Annotated in this window: 16 protein-coding genes and 2 pseudogenes; 13 read left to right on the forward strand and 5 right to left on the reverse strand. The window is 64.8% G+C overall.

Annotated elements, in window-relative coordinates:
• Positions 1–1,220: 1,220 nt before the first annotated feature.
• Both AC1RR5_RS19990 and AC1RR5_RS19995 read left to right on the forward strand, forming a co-directional pair.
• Entirely contained in the window at positions 1,221–1,823 is a 603-nt protein-coding gene (locus AC1RR5_RS19990; RefSeq protein WP_492924293.1) for a hypothetical protein, read from the forward strand.
• 345 nt (positions 1,824–2,168) lie between these two features.
• Entirely contained in the window at positions 2,169–2,837 is a 669-nt protein-coding gene (locus AC1RR5_RS19995; protein WP_492924295.1) for a hypothetical protein, read from the forward strand.
• Between the two features lie 767 nt (positions 2,838–3,604).
• Here AC1RR5_RS19995 and AC1RR5_RS20000 read toward each other — a convergent pair.
• Positions 3,605–3,874 (reverse strand): hypothetical protein, encoded by a 270-nt coding sequence (locus AC1RR5_RS20000; protein ID WP_492924297.1) that lies wholly within the window; start codon positions 3,872–3,874, stop codon positions 3,605–3,607.
• Between AC1RR5_RS20000 and AC1RR5_RS20005 the strand changes: the two genes are divergently transcribed.
• Entirely contained in the window at positions 3,873–4,436 is a 564-nt protein-coding gene (locus tag AC1RR5_RS20005; protein ID WP_492924299.1) for a hypothetical protein, read from the forward strand. The genes AC1RR5_RS20000 and AC1RR5_RS20005 overlap by 2 nt on opposite strands.
• Positions 4,437–4,533: 97 nt before the next feature.
• Positions 4,534–5,022 (forward strand): annotated as a pseudogene (locus AC1RR5_RS20010) (transposase); the annotation flags it as partial.
• A gap of 72 nt (positions 5,023–5,094) precedes the next feature.
• Here AC1RR5_RS20010 and AC1RR5_RS20015 read toward each other — a convergent pair.
• Positions 5,095–5,280 carry a hypothetical protein gene (locus AC1RR5_RS20015; protein WP_492924301.1) on the reverse strand — a complete coding sequence of 62 codons (186 nt, stop codon included), beginning with the start codon at positions 5,278–5,280 and terminating at the stop codon, positions 5,095–5,097.
• A gap of 488 nt (positions 5,281–5,768) precedes the next feature.
• Positions 5,769–7,751, reverse strand: a complete 1,983-nt coding sequence (locus AC1RR5_RS20020; RefSeq protein ID WP_492924303.1) for a putative bifunctional diguanylate cyclase/phosphodiesterase — start codon at positions 7,749–7,751, stop codon at positions 5,769–5,771.
• 292 nt (positions 7,752–8,043) lie between these two features.
• On the opposite strand from AC1RR5_RS20020, the gene AC1RR5_RS20025 reads away from it, so the two are divergent.
• The 4 genes from AC1RR5_RS20025 (at position 8,044) to radC (ending at position 11,560) form a co-directional block, all read left to right on the forward strand.
• Positions 8,044–8,280, forward strand: coding sequence for a transcriptional regulator (locus AC1RR5_RS20025; protein WP_492924305.1), 237 nt, complete (start codon positions 8,044–8,046; stop codon positions 8,278–8,280).
• A gap of 186 nt (positions 8,281–8,466) precedes the next feature.
• Positions 8,467–9,732 carry a plasmid replication protein RepC gene (gene repC, locus AC1RR5_RS20030; protein ID WP_492924307.1) on the forward strand — a complete coding sequence of 422 codons (1,266 nt, stop codon included), beginning with the start codon at positions 8,467–8,469 and terminating at the stop codon, positions 9,730–9,732.
• 109 nt (positions 9,733–9,841) lie between these two features.
• On the forward strand, positions 9,842–10,741 hold the full coding sequence (locus tag AC1RR5_RS20035) for a DUF7146 domain-containing protein (RefSeq protein WP_492924309.1): 900 nt from the start codon (positions 9,842–9,844) through the stop codon (positions 10,739–10,741).
• Between the two features lie 78 nt (positions 10,742–10,819).
• Positions 10,820–11,560: a RadC family protein gene (gene radC / locus AC1RR5_RS20040; protein ID WP_492924311.1), complete on the forward strand. Its 741-nt coding sequence runs from the start codon at positions 10,820–10,822 to the stop codon at positions 11,558–11,560.
• Positions 11,561–11,962: 402 nt separating this feature from the next.
• Here the strand turns inward: radC and AC1RR5_RS20045 are convergent, their stop codons facing one another.
• Positions 11,963–12,301 carry a hypothetical protein gene (locus AC1RR5_RS20045; protein WP_492924313.1) on the reverse strand — a complete coding sequence of 113 codons (339 nt, stop codon included), beginning with the start codon at positions 12,299–12,301 and terminating at the stop codon, positions 11,963–11,965.
• 762 nt (positions 12,302–13,063) lie between these two features.
• Between AC1RR5_RS20045 and AC1RR5_RS20050 the strand changes: the two genes are divergently transcribed.
• The 5 genes and pseudogenes from AC1RR5_RS20050 to AC1RR5_RS20070 all read left to right on the forward strand — a co-directional run bounded on the left by AC1RR5_RS20050 (position 13,064) and on the right by AC1RR5_RS20070 (position 16,216).
• A complete protein-coding gene (locus AC1RR5_RS20050) occupies positions 13,064–13,315 on the forward strand; it encodes a helix-turn-helix transcriptional regulator (RefSeq protein WP_492924315.1) in 252 nt (83 codons plus the stop codon).
• Positions 13,315–13,629: pseudogene (locus tag AC1RR5_RS20055) on the forward strand (HipA N-terminal domain-containing protein); the annotation flags it as partial. The gene AC1RR5_RS20050 and the pseudogene AC1RR5_RS20055, both read left to right, overlap by 1 nt.
• A 24-nt stretch (positions 13,630–13,653) precedes the next feature.
• Entirely contained in the window at positions 13,654–14,619 is a 966-nt protein-coding gene (locus AC1RR5_RS20060; RefSeq protein WP_492924769.1) for a HipA domain-containing protein, read from the forward strand.
• Between the two features lie 287 nt (positions 14,620–14,906).
• Positions 14,907–15,590: a SatD family protein gene (locus AC1RR5_RS20065; protein WP_492924317.1), complete on the forward strand. Its 684-nt coding sequence runs from the start codon at positions 14,907–14,909 to the stop codon at positions 15,588–15,590.
• Positions 15,587–16,216: a hypothetical protein gene (locus AC1RR5_RS20070; protein ID WP_492924319.1), complete on the forward strand. Its 630-nt coding sequence runs from the start codon at positions 15,587–15,589 to the stop codon at positions 16,214–16,216. Before AC1RR5_RS20065 ends, AC1RR5_RS20070 begins: the two co-directional genes overlap by 4 nt.
• A gap of 92 nt (positions 16,217–16,308) precedes the next feature.
• Here AC1RR5_RS20070 and AC1RR5_RS20075 read toward each other — a convergent pair whose 3' ends face one another.
• Positions 16,309–17,256, reverse strand: coding sequence for a 3'-5' exonuclease (locus AC1RR5_RS20075; protein ID WP_492924321.1), 948 nt, complete (start codon positions 17,254–17,256; stop codon positions 16,309–16,311).
• Positions 17,257–17,481: the final 225 nt, after the last annotated feature.

Here is a 17,481-nt window from a genome sequence, read left to right on the forward strand (position 1 = left end):
TCGGAGCGCCCGTACTCGCGCTGGCTACGGTCATTCTGGCGACTGGCCCGCTAATCAAGCGCAGAGCCGGAGCCTCCTAACCACCCCGCCCCGAACTTGTTGACGTTCGCAAACTGGGCCTAGACCGCGGTCCTCACCGGATGCGTACGCTGTCTGGCAAGGCGTCAAAGGTCCGGTTTCAGGCGTGGGCTTCAACTCCGCACCCGACCCAAGGCGGACCTTGCCGCTAGGGATTAGCCGAGCTTGATTGTCGGCACGATCAGCGTGTCTTGTTCCGAAGGCTTGTCGTGAATATCGAAGGAACGGCGTTTCATGCGCATTGCGGACTCCTCGCTCACCTTGCGAGATAGATGCATGTCGAATAACCGGACGGATTTTCAACGTGCAAACACTGCGTGACGATAAGCAGGCGCAACGCGAAGCACTGAGGAGGATGTTTAAGACAGTTGCTGTCTGCGCTTTGCAAGTCGGGGCCCTAGCCGCAGCTGTTAAACTGCTCTTCGCATTCAGTCGCGTTGGCTTTGAGGCGGATCCAGAATTTTGGCTCTTAGAACTCGCGTTTTCAGCAAAGATCTTAGCCGGGGTAGCTCTCCTTATTGCTTTTGCGCTGACCATCACGCTCGTCTTGCCGTTGATGCTAATGGCAAGAAGCCGCCGGCCCTCTCCGGACGACAGGTGACCACCCATAGCAGGAGTCACCGAAGGCCGATTGTGCACCGCCCGCCTTCAGCGATAGTGCACGTGATCGCAGCTGGGGGATGCATGCCCTTTTACAGGTTTTCCGTGCACGGGACGGATGAGCGTCTTCCGGATGGTCAGCGCGGATTTTTCACGACCCGACACGCCTTCGCTTCCGATGAAACTTCCGCAGCAGCTAAGGTTTTGAGCCGACTGCAGCACGAGTTCACTGCTGGCGCCTCCGCATCAATCTGGAAGAGCGGTCCGCCCCTGATGGTAATCGAGAAGGCGTGGCGGATTGGATGGCACGAGCTGCTATCCGCAACGAACCGGGGCAGCACATTCTACGACGACCGCGAGTAGCGGTACGTCTGTTTTCCACCCGTTGCGGACGTAAACGAGGTCCGCTCTGCGAGTAGGTATCCAAGGTCCGTTGTCGGCGCTGGCGCTCAAATCCGGACGCGACCCGAAGGTGACGTTAAGCGTTCGGGTGAGATAAGCGCGTCTGTCAGTATTCGGGGTTTGGAAGGCGGATGGGACGCTTGGCGATTGCGGCCATGGGGCTTGGGCTCGCCAGCTGCGGAAAACTCTCTCCCTGCACCGTAGCGGAAAAAGTCAGGGTGGACCTCCAGGGACACACCCTCACATTCCCCTCTGATCTCAAGCCAACGATTTTCGACGCGCGTGGGAGAACACTCCTGCAGGCCTTCTGGCCCCACGGCGCCGAATTGCGTCGGGTCTATTGTCAGAAGCCGACCTCGCCTGCGCCGCGCGCTTATTCGGTCTCTCTCTATCCGACGGTCCCGGATGCTCCCGAAGTCAGGTTTATGATCATCGGCCTCCCGAAAACCGGCGTTCGTCCAAGGATATTTGGATTTCCAACTCAAATGGAGGGCGGCTTCGAAGTCACCAGAACGAAGGGCCCCGTGCTTGTCTTCAGCCCGGCGGGCGGCATACGCGGCACACCGGTTGAAGGCGACTGCACGGAGGCGCCGCCGTCGCGCTTCACTGCCTGCCGCATCTCTTTTGTCACGCACAGGGGCGTGGCTGTAACGTTCGATCTAGTTAAACAATCCCCTGACAAATGGCCCGCCGTGCTCTCGAAGGTTGAAGTGTTCGTTGATCGCCTCGAGACAGCGAACTGACGGCTCAGCTTAATGTCCGTGTCCCATCCCTCACTGACGTCAGCGACGTCCGCACTAGGGCAGATCGTCAAATGTCCGGTTCAGGGCGCGGGCCTGATTTCCCAGCCCGACCCTAGTCGGAACTTGATGGAGTCCGCTGAACCTAGGCCCAAGGCCTCCGAGCATCTGCACGGCGCGATTTCGAGTCTGCCGCAACGAGCTGACGCTTGGTAGGCTCGCCCGCGGGTGGAGTTGAAATTCATGCTTCGTGCGAGCGATTTAGTACTGAGCGCTTGCGAGGAAAACGCGGCTTTTAGGAGGGATCGCCTCCGCCGTAGAAAGTTTCTATTGGGATCTATATCTCTCATGGGACTTTCGGGTTGCGATCCGCGCCCGCAAGAAGCTGTTTTTCGAATTCGTCTGACGTTTCACTTCTCGCATTCGATGGAGAAGAGATCTTTCTCTGGGGTTTGGGAGGCCAGGGAAATAAGGGTCAGCGCCTTTCCTAATCCGGGCGAAGGCTTAAACGAAACGCTGATCGGCGAAGCCATTCCTATGGCCTTTGACGGCGGAAAGAACGCTTTCGCCTTGCTGGTCGACTACGGCGGCGGAGGCGTGTCGGACAGCTCCAAGGGCCTCTTCACATGGAAAGCTGCGCCAACGCTGGCTCTGGCGTATGGCGATCAGGCCGATTGGGCGAAGCCTGGCGGCGAGGGTGTGAGCGCGTTGAGCACCGCAGAGCCCATGGCGCCCGTGAACTTGCCGATAGAGAATTTGCCGGCGCTGGCCACTTTCGGCGATTTGAATGATCCGTTGTCGGGGCGCCTTATTCACCCTAACGAACTCTCCGCGATCGCAGGGGAAGGTTGGGCCTTTGATCGCGCTGAAATTGAGCTCGTGGATGATCCGCCAACCCGCGGCGCGTCCGAGCTTTTGCCGTGGGTCAATGCTCCGCCCGCGAATTCCAGCACATCGAGCTGGACCGATTTTCGCCAGCACCCCGAATTCTTCGTGAGGAAGCCGCCACTATGGTGAGCGAAGCCCGATCGATTCCAGGTGGCGAGCAAGAACGGCCTTCCACCCTTAGTTGACGCTAGAATGGTCCGCTCGGTGGCGTCGAGTGCCAGGTCCGCTTTCAGCGCCGGCGCTGCTGCCGACCCGTTGCGGACATTCATTTCGGGGCTACAAGTCAAATCCAACCTGGTCCGTTTGGATGGAAGCGGCGTTTGTTTTTCGCGTCTAAAGTGGCTGCGGCCGATGTCGAGAGGGAGGGGCTTCTCCGTCGCCATGCGCTGACAGGTTTGCTTGCGGCGATCATTTCGGCCGCAGGGCTCCAAGGATGCTCGAAGGCGACCAGAGTTTCAGTGCCGATAAAATTGCATTTTTTATTGAAGGGGAACGGCATTTCGCTACGGCGCGCCGGAGTTTGGCATTTGTCCATTCAAGATATATCTGTCTTTCCCAATCCTGGACGGCAGCTAGACATTCATCTGACAGGCGACGCCATACCCCTAGGTACGGACGGCGGCTCAAGCATCTTCGCCCTGCTGGTTACAAATGAGGGTGAAACGCTCAGCAGCACGTCGTCCAGTGAGCTGCCAGCCTGGGATTGCCTGCGACTGCTAAGCCTTGCCTACGGGACGGACTTGAGCTGGTCCGAGGGAGAGTTTCCCGGGCTTAGCAGCCTGGTCGCGGAGGCCCCGACGCCCCTAGTTGAGGTCCCAATTTACAATTACCCGAGCATCATAGCCTTCACCGACCTCGACCGCCCTGAAACTGGCCGCCTAGTTGATCCCCGCGATCTAGCGGGCGGCGGGCTGCGGATCGAGAGGCTTGATATCCAGGTGGTCGATGAGCCAGTCGATCGGGGCCCCGTTGCGGCCTTGCCTTGGCTTCGACCTAGCGAGCGCTTCGTTCCGGACATTCCCAAATGGAATGATTTCGGCCGACACCCAGAATATTTCTCGAGGTGAGTGATAAGCTTGATGTCCTTTGTGGGCAGAAGCGAGCAGCCCGTAAAACTTGAGCCGGCTGCGCACCAGCTCCAGGGACGACTCCTCGAGGTTCGCCATGATCTCCTGGAGGAAGACCACGCGAAGGCTGGTGCTACAACTTCGGTTGCTACGCTTGCCTACCAGTTCTTCACCGGAAAAATCCCCGGCCAAAGGCGGCATCGACTACCTCGTCTCGCCCACGGGCCCAAACGCCAACAACCTCAACAGCGCCTACTACCAGAGCTTCAACCTGGAAAACCGCTACATCAATTTCGCGGTGAACCTGGGCAAGGTCGGGGAAGGCAAGGATACCTTCGCAGTCAAGTATGACTCACTCAGCCTCTTCGACGCCACGCGCGAGACTTACAAGACGATCTTCGGCGTTACGCCGACGGACGCCAAGATCCACGCCCTCATCGATACTAGAGCCGACTACTTCGCCAGCTACGGCGGAGACGGCGTCAATGGACAGGGCACCAAGGCGGCAATGGTCGGCTGGCTCCTAGCAGAAGCCGTCAAGGCGGACGTGGGCATGTACGCTAAGGCGAATGACGCCTTCCTTACCGACCTGGCTGATGGGGCAACGTTTGCCGTCGACCTGATCGGCGTCTACGGCAAAGCAGACTACGCCAACTTTTGATCTTTCAAGCAGGCGCTCACTCAGACTTGTGCCACGTCCCCGATCCGCGCATCGCTGGTTGCAACTAGATGCAGGCTTCCAACGTCTCGACAAGACTCTGGGCGATCTCGCAGTAGCGATAGCGAAGATTCCCGAAGGCTTGGACGGCTATGTCGCCGCGGAGAATCCGGTGCGGGTGGTCGATGTGTTCGTCGACGAGCTGGATCTGCCAGGGCTGGGCTTTGAGGTGACGGCGGCCGCGACCGGCCGTCCGGGCTACCATCCAGCAACGCTGCTGAAGCTCTACGTGTACGGCTACCTGAACAAGGTGCAGTCCAGCCGGCGACTGGAGCGCGAGGCTGGGCGCAATGTCGAGCTGATGTGGCTCACGGGCCGGCTTGCGCCCGATCACAAGACCATCGCCGACTTTCGCAAGGACAACGGCCCAGCGATCCAGGCTGCCTGCGCCCGGTTCGTGGTGTTGTGCCGCCAGATCGGCCTGTTCGGGGCGGCGCTGGTGGCCATCGACGGCAGCAAGTTCAAGGCGGTGAACACCTGCGACAAGAACTTCACGCCCTACAAGCTGAAGAAGCGCCTGGCGAGCGTCGCGCCCGTGCAGGCGGCATGAGGTCAACAGGTGTGAAGCGCTTGCGTGACGTGTAGGCCTCGGCCGATTACATCACGGCAGTCCTCTGGGTATCCGCTCAGGATCTGGAGACCAATCGGCTGCTGCCTTCATGTGGTTGCGGATAGCTTCACCGTACTCGGTGGTAGGATCGTCGCCTTGGAGCAGGACGATCTCTTCGAGAACGTGCGTGTTATTTTGCATCCATTCAGAGATGAATGCCGTGATCTCTGCGTCCATCGATCGATGCTAGGCGCAATCTCACGTACAAGCGAGCCTTTAGCCGCTGGCCATGGTGTGCCTCTTGCGCTCCAGACGGGCAACAGCGTCTTGCGCCGTCCGGCCCGAGCTCAGTCCACCGCGGTGTTCACCGGATGGGTGCGACTCCAGCGCGCACAGGCGAGATCGACCCATTTAGGACGTTAGCTCGGCAGCGATCAGGCTCGATATCCTATAGTGCGAACGGTCGACCCGCGGCTGCTGGGCGGAGCACGCTCGCCTTAGGCGCTGGTCGTTGGCAGTCAGCGGATGTCGGGCGCAGTGGGAGAGATCGGCCTGCGTCCAGCCCCGGGCGAACGCTTGGCGGGGCCTTCGTCGTGGATCTTCGGTCGCGCCCACCCGATCCATTTGGCCCGGGCGGTCAGGGGGCCGCCAACTGCCGCTCGTCGCCTGTCAGCAAGGCCAGGTCTTGGGCGGGCTTGAGGTCGGCGCAGATCTCGCGCCGGAGGCTAGCGGGCGCCGCGGCGCCGAGGGGGGATCGCCGGGGCTGTCGGGCTCTGGCGATGTTCGCCCGCCTCGGCGGCGAGATAGGCGGCGACTGCCTCGCCGGTCATCGGTCTGGAGAACAGATACCCTTGGGCGACCTGGCAGCCCAGCGGCAGCAGCAGGGCCAGTTCGGCTGCGGTCTCGACGCCTTCGACCACGCAATCCAGTTCGAGGTTACGACACATGTCCAGGATCGTCTTGACGATGGCCCGGCGCTTGCCGGTCTCGGTCAGGCCGCGCATGAAACTGCCGTCAATCTTCAGTTTGTCGATCGACAGCTGGTCGACATGGCCAAGGCTCGAATAGCCCGCGCCGAAGTCGTCGAGCGCGATGCGCACGCCCAGAGCCTTCAGGGCGCCCAGGGCGCGCTCGGCCTGGGCCAGATCACGCATCACCGCCGTCTCGGTGACCTCCAGATCGATCCGGTTGGGCGCGACGCCGCTGGCCTGGATGACATCGATGATCTTGCTCACCTGGCCGGGCGAGGTGATGTCGCGGGCCGAGAGATTGAAGGCCACGCGCAGGTGCTCTGGCCACTGGGCGGCCGCCCGCAGGGCCCAGTCCAGCAGAACCGGCGAGATCTGGGCGATCAGGCCCGACCGCTCGGCCACCGGCACGAAGTCGCCGGGCGAGACGGGCCCCAGGTGCGGACTGGTCCAGCGGGCCAGGGCCTCGAACCCGATGGTCGTTCGCGCGCGGATATCGACGAGCGGCTGGAAGGCCAGGCTAAACTCAGTGTCCAGGTCGGCATGGCGCAGCGCCTGCTCGATCAGGCTGGCCCGGCGGATCGCCGTCTCATGGTCGGCCGAGAACACCACCGTCGCGCCGCGCAGGTTCTGCTTGGCGTGGTAGAGCGCGTAGTCGGCGCGCTCGTAGAGCACCTCGGGCGTGTCGCCGGCTTGCGGGAACAGCGCAAAGCCGACCGAGCCGGAGACCTGGGCGGTGACGCCCGGCAGGCAGTAGGGCGCGCGCAGGGCCGCGCAGAGCGAGGCGCCCAGGCGCCGCAGGGCCGCTTCGTCGAGCGCGGCGCCGACCACCAGGCCAAACTCGTCGCCGCCAAGCCGGGCGACGAACAGCGGCGCGCCATGGTCGTGGGAGAGCCGCGCTCCCGCCTCGATTAGCACCCGATCGCCGACGGCGTGGCCGTAGGCGTCGTTGACGGGCTTGAAGCCGTCCAGGTCGATCACCCCGACCGCAAAGCCTTCGCCGGCCTTGGTCGCCGCGGCGATGGTCTCGGCGAGGTGCTCGAAGAACCGCCGGCGGTTGGGCAGGCCGGTGAGACCGTCCAGATGGGCCAGCCGCAGATAGTCTCCGCTGAGCCGTTCGATCTCGGCCTGGCGCTGCTCGGCGACCCAGCGCGACTCCACCAGCCGGGCGAAGTCGCGGTAGGCGATTAGGAGGATGATGATCATGGTCACGGCGACCAGCGACAGGTTGAGGCCGATCGCCGTCAGCACCGGGTTGCCGCTCGAGATCAGGAACACCGTGATCGGACCGACCACCAGGCCGGTCAGCAGGAAGGCGGCCGCGCGCATGTGCATCAGGCAGAAGACGCAGCCGATCGAGGTGATGGCCATGTAGAACATCACGTGGGCCTGGGCGAAGGCGTCGCCATACGGAAAGAGCGCGAACGACCAGAAGGTGAAGCCACAGCCGAGCAGGCCGGCGAAGACCATGGTCTGGCGCAGCATCCGTTGCGCGCCGGCCTCATCGACCTCACGCCGGCCGGTGCGCAGCCAGATCGCCAACCGCACCACGCTGATCACGGCCAACAGGCTGGGAAAACCCAGGGTCAGAACGAGGGGCGCGCTGCGCGCGTGGGTCCAGGCCAGGGCGATCGTGTTGACGAGCACCATGGCGTACATCAGCGGCACCTGCCGGGCGAAGGCCTGGACTTGGGCGCGCAGCAGTTCGGACGTCGGGGCGGCGGTCTTGAACCTGAACACGTCAGCCTCGTGAGCAACGAGGCCTTGTTCTGAACCGAAGATTTTAATCGCTGGCGCCGCCGGCCGCGATCGCGGCTGCGGCATGTTGGCGCGGGACCGGGCCATTCCGGCAGCGGATCGATCGTGATCCGATGTCTGGGCGGGCCGATCATCGTATCGCGTCGACTGAGCGCGTTCACTTTGGCCGGGCGATTCCCCGGCCTCGCAAGGGCCTTTATTCGCCTATCAGGGGTCTTTCCCCTGCTGCCTTTATTAGTTGAGGCGACGGAATCGCGATTTTATCGGCGGCGCCATGACGACCGCAACCGACCTTGCCTATCAAGCGCAATACCAAAAGCGCCTGCGCGCCAACGCCCGCGCTGCTGGGAAACGCCAGCTCACCGCGCTCGTGCGCGCCGAGTTGGTCACGCGCCTGGACGCCATCAAGGCCTTGCGTGGTCTCGCCAATCGGAACGACGCGCTCGAGCTGGTGCTCAGCGAATATTTCGAGTGGGGCGAAATCGAAAGGAACCCTGCCGTGAGCGCATAGAAAAACCCGGCACGCTGGAACGCGCCGGGTTCATCCAGGTCATTCGCTAGAACGGGGCGCCAACCCCGACCGAGCTCTTCAAGTCCTGCTCTTTCTAACCGAATCACCGACATCGCTGCAATCCAAAAACGCGCGTTCGCGCGACGGGAAGCTGTGTGCCTGCGGCCTCGCCAAGAGGAGCAGAAGATGCAGACCGTCTCGAACGGGGTGGGAGACGTGCGCCGTCTGGCGGACGCCCAATGGGCGGCCGCGCGGTTAGCGGACACCTACCAAGGCCTGCCGGAGGCGATCTCCAAGGCCATGCTGCTTGATCGTTTCGAACGCGCCGCGCCCCGCCTGGGGCTCGGTGACGGTGTCGTGCGCCTGATCCGCGCCCTGGTGCGGGTCACCGCCGAGCAGGACTGGACCGGGCGCACCCGGCCGGTCGCCTGGCCCTCCAATGACGCCCTTTGCGAAGAGCTGCAGCGCTCGCGCAGCTGCGTCCAGGGCCTGATCCGCATGGCCGTGCGGGCGGGGCTCGTGCACATGAAGGACAGCGGCAACGGCAAGCGCTGGGGCTATCGCGACGCGCGCGGCTTCATCGTCGAGGCCTTTGGATTTGATCTGGCGCCCCTGGCCGTGCGCTGGGACGAGTTCGCTGATCTGGCCGCCGCCCGCGGCCTGGAGCAGGCCCAGCGCCGGGCCCTGATCCGCAAGTTGGGCGAGATCCGCCGCGAGATCCGCACGGTCTGCGCCGATGCCCTCTATCGCGGCTATGACGGTTACGACTGGTCGGGCGCGGTGGACCTGGCCCTGGGCCGCCTGCCAAGGACCCCCAGCCTCGGAGAGCTTGAGGCGCTGCATGCGACGTTCTCGGCGCTGTTGGCGGCCGTGGACGAGGCCTGGGTCAAGGCTCGGAATGCAGGTCAATCTGAGCCCAGGGGCGTCATGGACGATGCCCAGAAAGAACCTACAACCGAGCCTAGATCCACAGGAGCAACGTATTCCTCTCTTCGAAAAGAGGTAGTTGAGCCCCCGGCGCGATCGGCCCGGCGGACGGTGGAAGCGGATCTGACCCAGGTGGAGGCGGCGATCAGCGAGGAGGTGATCCCGCTGTCGCTGGTGCTGGAGGCCGTACCCGAAGTGGCTGAGTTCCTGGACGACCCGGTCGCCGCCCAGTGGGAGGACCTGGTCGACGCCGTCGCCCGGGCCGCGCCCCTGATGGGCGTCAACCTGTCGGCGGTCCGGGAAGCGCGCGACGCCATGGGCCGCAACCGCGCCGCCATCGCCTTGGCCACGGTGCTGGCGCGCTGGAAGGATGGCGAGATCAGAAGTTCGGCCGGCGGCTATCTGCGGGCGATGTGCGAGCGTGAAAAGGTCGGAGCGCTGAAGCTGCTGCCCAGCCTCTACGGCCTGAAGGATCGCAGCGCCCCGCCGAAAGCGCGCGGCAGGCGCACGGACAGGTCCGAGTAGGGGTTTGGCTTGCTCTGTGCGCCACAGCGGCGATTTTCCGGGGCCGGATCGAAAGGCCGGAGGCAGGGACAGGGTCTGTGGCCGCGGGGTGCGGCCCAGGAGCCCAGCCATGTCCCTTCGCGCCATCGTCCGCCGTGTCGGCGGGGATCTCTATGACGGCGGTCGCCGCGCCAACATTCCCGCGCCCGGCCATAGCCGCCGGGATCGGTCGGTCTCGTTGCTGGAGCGCGACGGCCGGATCATCATCCACACCTTCGGCGATGGCGACTGGCGCGCGGTGCGCGACCACCTGCGCAGCCTGGGTCTGCTGGGCGAAGGCCGCGCCGGTCCGCCGGCGTCGGCCTCGGGTTTGGCTTCGGCCGCGCGGGAAGCGTCGGATGACCTGGCCAGGCTGCATCGCCGGCACGTCGCTCAGGCGCTGTGGGCCCAGGGTCGCGCGCTCGCCGGCACGCTTTCGGAGCGCTACTGCCGAGGTCGCGGGCTGGTCGGACCCGTTCCGGACGCCGATACCTTGCGACATCATGAGCGCGCGCCGGTTTCGATCTATCGTCCGACGGGGCTGTCGCGGCCGGCCTTGATGGCCGGCGTCGTCGATCCTGACGGGACGCTGACCGCGGTCGAGCTGACCTATCTGACGCCCGGCGGGCGGCGGGCCTTCGATCTGGCCCTGCCGCGCAAGACCGTGGGTCTCGTGCCGCCCGGCAGCGCGGTGCGCCTGGATGCGCCGGCGGCGGAGATGCTGGTGGCCGAGGGCCTGTTCACCACCCTGGCCGCCCGTCGTCGGTTTTCGCTGCCGGCCTGGGCCCTGCTGTCGACCTCCAACCTTCGGCGCTGGCGGCCGCCGCCGGTCGTGCGCTCGGTGTTGATCGCCGCCGATAGGGGCCCCGATGGCGAGGCCTCGGCGCAGACCCTGGCCCAGGGCTTGAGCTGTCTGGAGATCGCCGCGCGGGTCGCCCTGCCCCCGGCGCCGTTCGGCGACTGGGATGAGGCGGCCACCGCCGGGGTCTGACCAAAGGAGGAAGGCAGGGCCGGAGCGAGCGGGCGATCCGGACATTGGGGTTCGGCGCCGTCAATTCTGGAGGACGTCATGTCCGCCTCCCCTGCCCTCGCCGCCGTTTGCGATCCGTCAGACCACGCCGTCCAGGACGCCACCGTTCCGACCGGTCCTGTCGGAGGGTCCAAATCGCACGAGCGTGTGCTCGACCTTGCCGTCCGGTTTGGCGCGGACGTCATGCAGGACGCCGAGATCGTCTGCCTGCAGATGGCCGGCCCTGATCGCGTCGAAAGCCTCGATCTGGCCAAGCGCCTGGTCGAACGGTTCGGCGGGCTGGCGGGCGTGCTCGCCGCCGACCGCGCCGAGCTGCGCCGCCATGTCGGCGACCAGACCATCGTCAACCTGAAGATCCTGCGTGAGGTCGCCAGCCGTGTGAGTCTGGCGGCTCTGGCGGCGCGACCGGTGCTGTCGTCGTTCAGCGCCGTCGCCGACTTCTTCCGGGCAAAGCTTCGGGGCCTGCCGCGCGAGGAGTTCTGGGTGGCGTTCCTCGACAAGAAGAACCAGCTGATCGTGGTCGAGGTGATGGGAGTGGGCACGGTGGACCACGCGCCGGTCTATCCCCGCGAGGTCCTGCGGCGCGCCCTGGAGGTGGGCGCGACCGCCCTGGTCCTGGCCCACAACCACCCTTCCGGCGATCCCGAACCCTCGCGGCCCGACATCGCCATGACCAAGGTGATCATCGAGGCGGGCAAGGTGCTGGGCGTGACCGTGCACGATCACCTGATCGTCGGGTCGGCGAAGATTGAAAGCTTCCGCGCCCTGGGCCTGCTTTAGGTCGCGAAAAATCCACGCCCCCAAGACTCACGAGTGAATATCGCGCAGGCGCCATCGTCAGGGTTTGGTTCCATTCTCTCGCCCCTTTGGCGTGCTGCCTGGCGTGGCCCAAGGAATGAGCCTGATGATCGATCGGCCCGAAAGCCGGTTCCGCGAGACCAAGCTTGAGTGTGGAACGGCCGTTACAGTCGGCGCCGCCCGGCGCAGCACGCCGGTCACGCCGGGGCGGAGCCGAACGCGAAGCGTCGGTGAAAGCGAGGGTCTCACGCCTCGATGCCGCGCTTTCAGCGGCGCGCGTCGAGGCTGGAACGCGGTTCGGTGAATGGGCAAGGCCGGGCGCGGCCAAAGCGGTTGAGTGCGCGAAATGGCCGACCGGCCTCGCAGGGGCGCGATTGAGGCGGATCAGCCCAGCTTGGTGAAGGCCGAGCGGCTGTTGCGGGCCTTGGCGGCGGCCTTGGCCAGGACCGGCTTGAGGTCGGAGGGGGCGGCTTGGGCCAGACGCAAGCAGGTGACGCCTCGAGCCCCCGCCCCTCCAGTCTGCGGCGAGAACACGGTCGGCGCCGCGGCGATGGCGGCGGCTTGGTCTTCGGGCGTCAGGCGCAGGATCGCGAAGGCCGGGTCGGGCGCGCCGAGGGTGGCGAAGACCTTATCGCCGACCAGGAACTCGATCGTCCCCAGGCGGGTGGCGACGCGGGCGTTGAGTTGGCTGAGCGCCAGTTGGCGGAAGTCGTCGGCGGTCATGAGTTGGCGTCGTTGCTGCGGTCTAAGGGGCGATGCCACAGTGCGGCGCCGGCGCCAAGGATCGCATACTGCGATCTGCGCCATTTGCTGCCGTCGGCGCGCCTCCCGAAAGGCGACCTTCAGCCAATCTGCCTTTCACGTCGCAAGCGTCCGGGGGGCGATATATTTTACGCGAGTCGGGCTCAGATCTCCGGATGGCGTGACAGTTGTTGGAGAGGCTGTTTGTCAGTTCACCAGTAAACTAGCGGCCGCGGCCGAGATCGCCGCGAAAATGGCGCCCCCGCGCCGATCTCTCGCAATCTTCAGCAGGTGAAGGTTTGGCTAGAGCAGCGGCGGCGTGGTGAGGCGGGCCCCACCGGACAACGCGGCGAGCGCCGTCCGATCGACGCATCACCAACCGCGCCCACCTCTGCAGCAAGACAACGGACCCGAGCGCGTTCGCACCTTGGCGGGGATTTGCCGACAGCGATGTGAGAGCGGCTGTCGTGCGAGCGATCGGCGAGGAAGGCGCGAGGCGCTACCTCGATCCGCATCCCGGCGTGAGAGGACAAGACGATCGTCTGCTCATTCCAGTTTTCAGCCGAGCGCCTGCGCGGGAGCCGGCGCTTCCCTGGCTGAACTCGGCGTGGCGATGAACATTCAACGGTCTCAGCAAACCCCATATACGCCTTAGCGCATAAGGTGAATCTATACGCCAGGGCGCATATTGCTAATTTATTCGCCGTAGCGTATACAGTAGCTTTATACGCTGGAGCGCATGTGATGGATCAAATCGCCCGAACCTCCACACAGCTTGGCGCGGCCCTGCGCCGGAGGCGGAAACACCTCGGCCTTTCGCAAGCCGAGCTTGGCCAACGGATCAATCTGCGCCAGGCGACGGTGTCCGCACTCGAAAGCGGCGAAGTCGATACGAAGCTGACGACGTTGCTCGACGCCCTGGCGGCCCTCAACCTGGAACTCGTCGTTCGCCCTCGCTCCAGCGGCGGCGGCGCCGATATCGAGGCGCTGTTCTGATGGCGCGGCGCGCCCGCCACGCCCCGCTCAACGTCTTTCTCAACAGTCGGCTTGTTGGCCGGCTGCGCCAGGAAGCCTCTGGCGCCATCGACTTCACCTATGACCCCGACTGGTTAGGCTGGGCGCCGGCCATCCCCGTGTCGCTATCACTTCCCCTGCGCGAGGAGCGTTACATCGGCGCGCCGGTCATGGCCGTGTTCGACAATCTGCTCCCCGATAATGACGACATTCGGCGCACCCTGGCAGCGCGCGTCCGAGCGGACGGCATCGACGCCTTCAGCCTGCTCGGCGCGATCGGGCGCGACTGCGTCGGGGCTCTCCAGTTCTTGCCCGCCGACATGAACCCCGGCCCCGCCGGCGTCGTTGACGGCGTCCAGCTCGACACGGCGCAGGTCGGCGCCCTGCTCGGCGACCTGGCCCGCGCGCCGCTGGGCCTGACCGAGGACGCCAGCTTCCGGATCTCGCTGGCCGGCGCACAGGAAAAGACCGCGCTTCTGTTCAAGGACGGCGCCTGGTGGGCGCCGGCCGGCGCGACGCCGACGACCCACATCCTGAAGCCGCAGATCGGCCCGGCCAATGGCGTCGATCTCTCCCAGAGCGTCGAGAACGAATATCTCTGCATGAAGCTGACCAAAGCGATCGGCTTGCCGGTCGCCGATGTCAAGATCGCCGATTTCGACGGGCGTCGCGCGCTGATCGTCGAGCGCTTCGACCGCCGTTGGGCGCAAGACGGCCGCCTGCTGCGCCTTCCTCAAGAGGACATGTGCCAGGCGCTCTCGACGCCGCCGGCCATCAAGTATGAGGCGTACGGCGGTCCTGGGATCGAGAAGATCCTGCGCGTCCTCTCCGGCAGCGATGAGCCCTCCTTGGATCAGGCGACGTTCCTCAAAGCCAACATCTGGTTCTGGCTGCTCGGCGCCACGGACGGCCACGCCAAAAACTTCAGCGTCGCCCTCGGTCCTGGGGGCCGCTTCCGGCTGACGCCGCTCTACGACATCCTCTCGGTTCAGCCCTTGGTCGACGCCGGTCAGGTGCGCCACAACCCGTACAAGCTCTCGATGGCCGTCGGCGACAACCGGCACGACGCAGTAGGCTCTATCATGCCTCGTCACTTCGTCCAGACCGCGCGGCGCGCCGGGATAGGAGAAAGGGCGGTTGAGGCGATCTTCGAGGCGCTGATGGAACGAATTGCGCCGGCGCTTGAAGCCGTTGAAGCGGACTTGCCGGCGGATTTTCCAGCCGGTCTCGTCAGTTCCATCTTGGCCGGCGTGAATGCTCGGCTTCAGATCGTGCGACGGAGATAGTCAGGAGCGCGCCAAGCGCAGAGCTTAGTACTGCTCCAGGTACCAGACTTCACGCGTAGTCCGACGTACAAAGACATCGACGAGGCTGGCTTGCGCGCGAGCGAGGCGTTTTTGAAAGGACGTCTAGACTAAGGCTCCCAGGTCCGAGCCAAGCGCAGTCATGAGACATCCATCGTCCCGCCGACAATGAGGCGATCGCACCCAATTTTGGGTGATTCTTGACGAATGACCCATTTTCGGGTCAGTTAAGAGGGCGCGCCCATTTTTGGGCCATAAGGGTTCTGCCTGTGCAACCACTCGCCGCCGCTCAAGCCGCACCGCGCACCTACTATGTGGTGATGGGCGATCTTGTGCGAAGCGAGCAATCGACTTCGACTGAACGTTTACATAGGGATTTCAACCTGGCCGTCGATGCGGCGAACATCGCCTACGGCTCGGTTTTGTCCTCCCCCCTGACGATCACGCTGGGTGATGAGTTCCAAGGTCTCGTGCAGGATTTGACGGCCGCCCTTGCGATCGTGCGTCAGGTCCGCTGGCGCTTGCTGGACAACGGAGTCCGTTGCCGTTTCGTGATCGGTCTGGTGGACTTGGCGACGCCGCTCAACCCTAATCGCGCTTGGAACATGATGGGGCCCGGCTTGGCGACCGCTCGCGAAATTCTTGAGCAGAAGCGTGATCCCAACGCCTATCGCTTCAGCCTGCCCGACCAACCGACCCTCCAAATCCTGATGGATGGCGTGGGTCGCGCACTCACGGATATCGAGGAGGGCTGGACCGAGCGCCAACGTGAAGTATTGCTGGCCTCGTTCAACCATGATGACGGCGCCGCCGCCCTGGCTGAACGGTTCAAGGTCAGGGAGTCGGTGTTCTATAAAATTCGCCGGGCCGCGAAGTTCGATCTCTACGCCACCCTGTGGTCCGCCTTAGGCCAAGCGGCCCTGACGATTGACCAACAGCAGACGCAACCATGATCAACGATTTCGTCAGAGCCCTGGCCCGCGATCCCTGGCCGCTTCTCGATATCGGCTACTATCTGCTCGGCCTTTTCGCCCTGACGTGGGGCGGCAACCTGGCCTGCCGGCGCCTCCTGACCTGGTCGGGCATCAGCCTGCCGCCGCCAGAAGCCGCCGCCGTCGCCAATCTGCCTGCTCCATCGCCCGCGCAGAGCGCCCCGCCGACCTCGGCGCAAGGCTCCAACGGCCCGCCGCCCTCACCGAGCGCGCCAACAGGTCCTGCCCCATTGGCAACGTCTGCGGCGCCTGCGCCTGCCAGCGCCGCAGCAGCTGTCGTTGCCGCCACCCTAATACCCAGAGCGCGCCCCGCGACAAGCGCTAGAGCCGGCCGCATGATCGGCTCCCTGGAGCGAATCATCATCTTCCTGGGCCTTGCCGCGGGCTCATGGGAGATCATCGCCGCCGTCATTGCACTCAAGACTGTCGGCCGCTTCAAGGAGCTCGATCAACAGCTGCACGCCGAATACTTCCTGATCGGTTCGCTCGCCAGCATGGTCTGGGCCACACTGATCAGTCTGACCCTGATCTGGTTCGATCGGCGCCTAGGCTTCAACATCAGCGGCCTGCTCGCCAAAGCTCCATAGCGCCATAACCGGCCCACCCACAAAAGCGGAAGTCACCTGGCTATGACGAGACGGGGGTCAGGCCCCGCTTCCCCTCGGAGTGCCGGACTGCGCTATGTACGGTCGGAAAATCGCTCAAAAGCGGTGAGGCGCTTTGGGGTTAAGTGCGGGTCGTAGCCGTAGATTTCCTGGGCGAGGAAGAGGAGTTCGGCCTCGCGGTCGGCCTCCGGCACGTCGGTGAACCAAGCCTTGGGGCCGGCGGCCTCCTCGCCGTTCCACCGGTACCCGCGGGCTTTCAGCTTGTCCTTCATCTCGAACGGCGAGCGCTCGGCGACGATGCGCCAGGTTGGCGCGCGGGCGGCCTCCAGCAGGTGAGCCAGGGCCGTGCGGCCGTCGGTGAGGGCGCGGCCGAGGATTTCCAGTCCGGCCAGGCAGTCGTTTTCGGCCCGGTGGCCGTCGAAAAAGAAGCCGGCCTGGCCGGCCAGGTAGGAGAGCTTGGTTCCCTCATAGCCCTGCCCTTTCCAGTCGACCTGGCTCATCGAGCAGGCCCACCCCTTGTGCTTGAAGGCTTCGCAGAAGCGTTCGGCGAACAGGCGGTCGAAGGCGGCGTTGTGAGCGACGATGATCACCGCCTCGGCGATGAAGGCGGCGACGGCCGCCGGATCGATGGTCTGACCGGCCACCATGGCGTCGGTGATGCCGGTGATCTTGGTGATCTCCGGCGGAATGGGATGGCTTGGCTGGTTCAGGGCTACGAACGGGGCGTGGACGGCGCAGAGGCGGCCGTCGGGGTCGTAGTCGAACGGGACCATGGCCAGTTCGAGGATCTCGTCCTTGCGGCCGTCCGTGCCCGTGGTCTCGGTGTCGAGATAGACGCCGCGCTTGAGGGTGGCGGGGTCGAAGTCGGCGTGGAGCGTGCAGGTCTCGAACCGGCGCAGAAGCCGATAGCGGCCGCTGGCCTCCAGCTGGGCGGCCATGGCCTCCAGGGCGGCGGGGTCGGGCTGATCGGGGGATGTCGGCGCGGCGTCGGGCATGGGCGTCCGGAAGAATCGTCGGCCCATCCTGCCATACCGGCGGGCCAACGGGGTGAGCTGGGCGGGGCGGCGCCGGACGGTTGTCGTGTTCTGCGTTCCGGGGAGGATTGGGTTAGAACGGCGGGACGGGCGACGACCGATGACCTGGTCTTGGCGGCGCGCCGGCTCGCGACCTTTGCGAAGGGACGTCATTTCATTGGAAAGCTTGGTTTCAACGCGCGTTGAAACGGGCGCTCTGGCTGAAATCGGGCC

Source organism: Caulobacter sp. GW821-FHT11E11, assembly GCF_058808315.1.

Excerpts from the sequence above, each read along its gene's own strand:
- AC1RR5_RS19995 (WP_492924295.1), top strand. The coding sequence starts at position 2,169 with ATGGGACTTTCGGGTTGCGATCCGCGCCCGCAAGAAGCTGTTTTTCGA.
- AC1RR5_RS20005 (WP_492924299.1), top strand. The coding sequence starts at position 3,873 with ATGATCTCCTGGAGGAAGACCACGCGAAGGCTGGTGCTACAACTTCGG.
- AC1RR5_RS20000 (WP_492924297.1), bottom strand. The coding sequence starts at position 3,874 with ATGGCGAACCTCGAGGAGTCGTCCCTGGAGCTGGTGCGCAGCCGGCTC.
- AC1RR5_RS20015 (WP_492924301.1), bottom strand. The coding sequence starts at position 5,280 with ATGGACGCAGAGATCACGGCATTCATCTCTGAATGGATGCAAAATAAC.
- AC1RR5_RS20025 (WP_492924305.1), top strand. The coding sequence starts at position 8,044 with ATGACGACCGCAACCGACCTTGCCTATCAAGCGCAATACCAAAAGCGC.
- repC (WP_492924307.1), top strand. The coding sequence starts at position 8,467 with ATGCAGACCGTCTCGAACGGGGTGGGAGACGTGCGCCGTCTGGCGGAC.
- AC1RR5_RS20035 (WP_492924309.1), top strand. The coding sequence starts at position 9,842 with ATGTCCCTTCGCGCCATCGTCCGCCGTGTCGGCGGGGATCTCTATGAC.
- radC (WP_492924311.1), top strand. The coding sequence starts at position 10,820 with ATGTCCGCCTCCCCTGCCCTCGCCGCCGTTTGCGATCCGTCAGACCAC.
- AC1RR5_RS20045 (WP_492924313.1), bottom strand. The coding sequence starts at position 12,301 with ATGACCGCCGACGACTTCCGCCAACTGGCGCTCAGCCAACTCAACGCC.
- AC1RR5_RS20050 (WP_492924315.1), top strand. The coding sequence starts at position 13,064 with ATGGATCAAATCGCCCGAACCTCCACACAGCTTGGCGCGGCCCTGCGC.
- AC1RR5_RS20060 (WP_492924769.1), top strand. The coding sequence starts at position 13,654 with ATGAACCCCGGCCCCGCCGGCGTCGTTGACGGCGTCCAGCTCGACACG.
- AC1RR5_RS20070 (WP_492924319.1), top strand. The coding sequence starts at position 15,587 with ATGATCAACGATTTCGTCAGAGCCCTGGCCCGCGATCCCTGGCCGCTT.
- AC1RR5_RS20075 (WP_492924321.1), bottom strand. The coding sequence starts at position 17,256 with ATGGGCCGACGATTCTTCCGGACGCCCATGCCCGACGCCGCGCCGACA.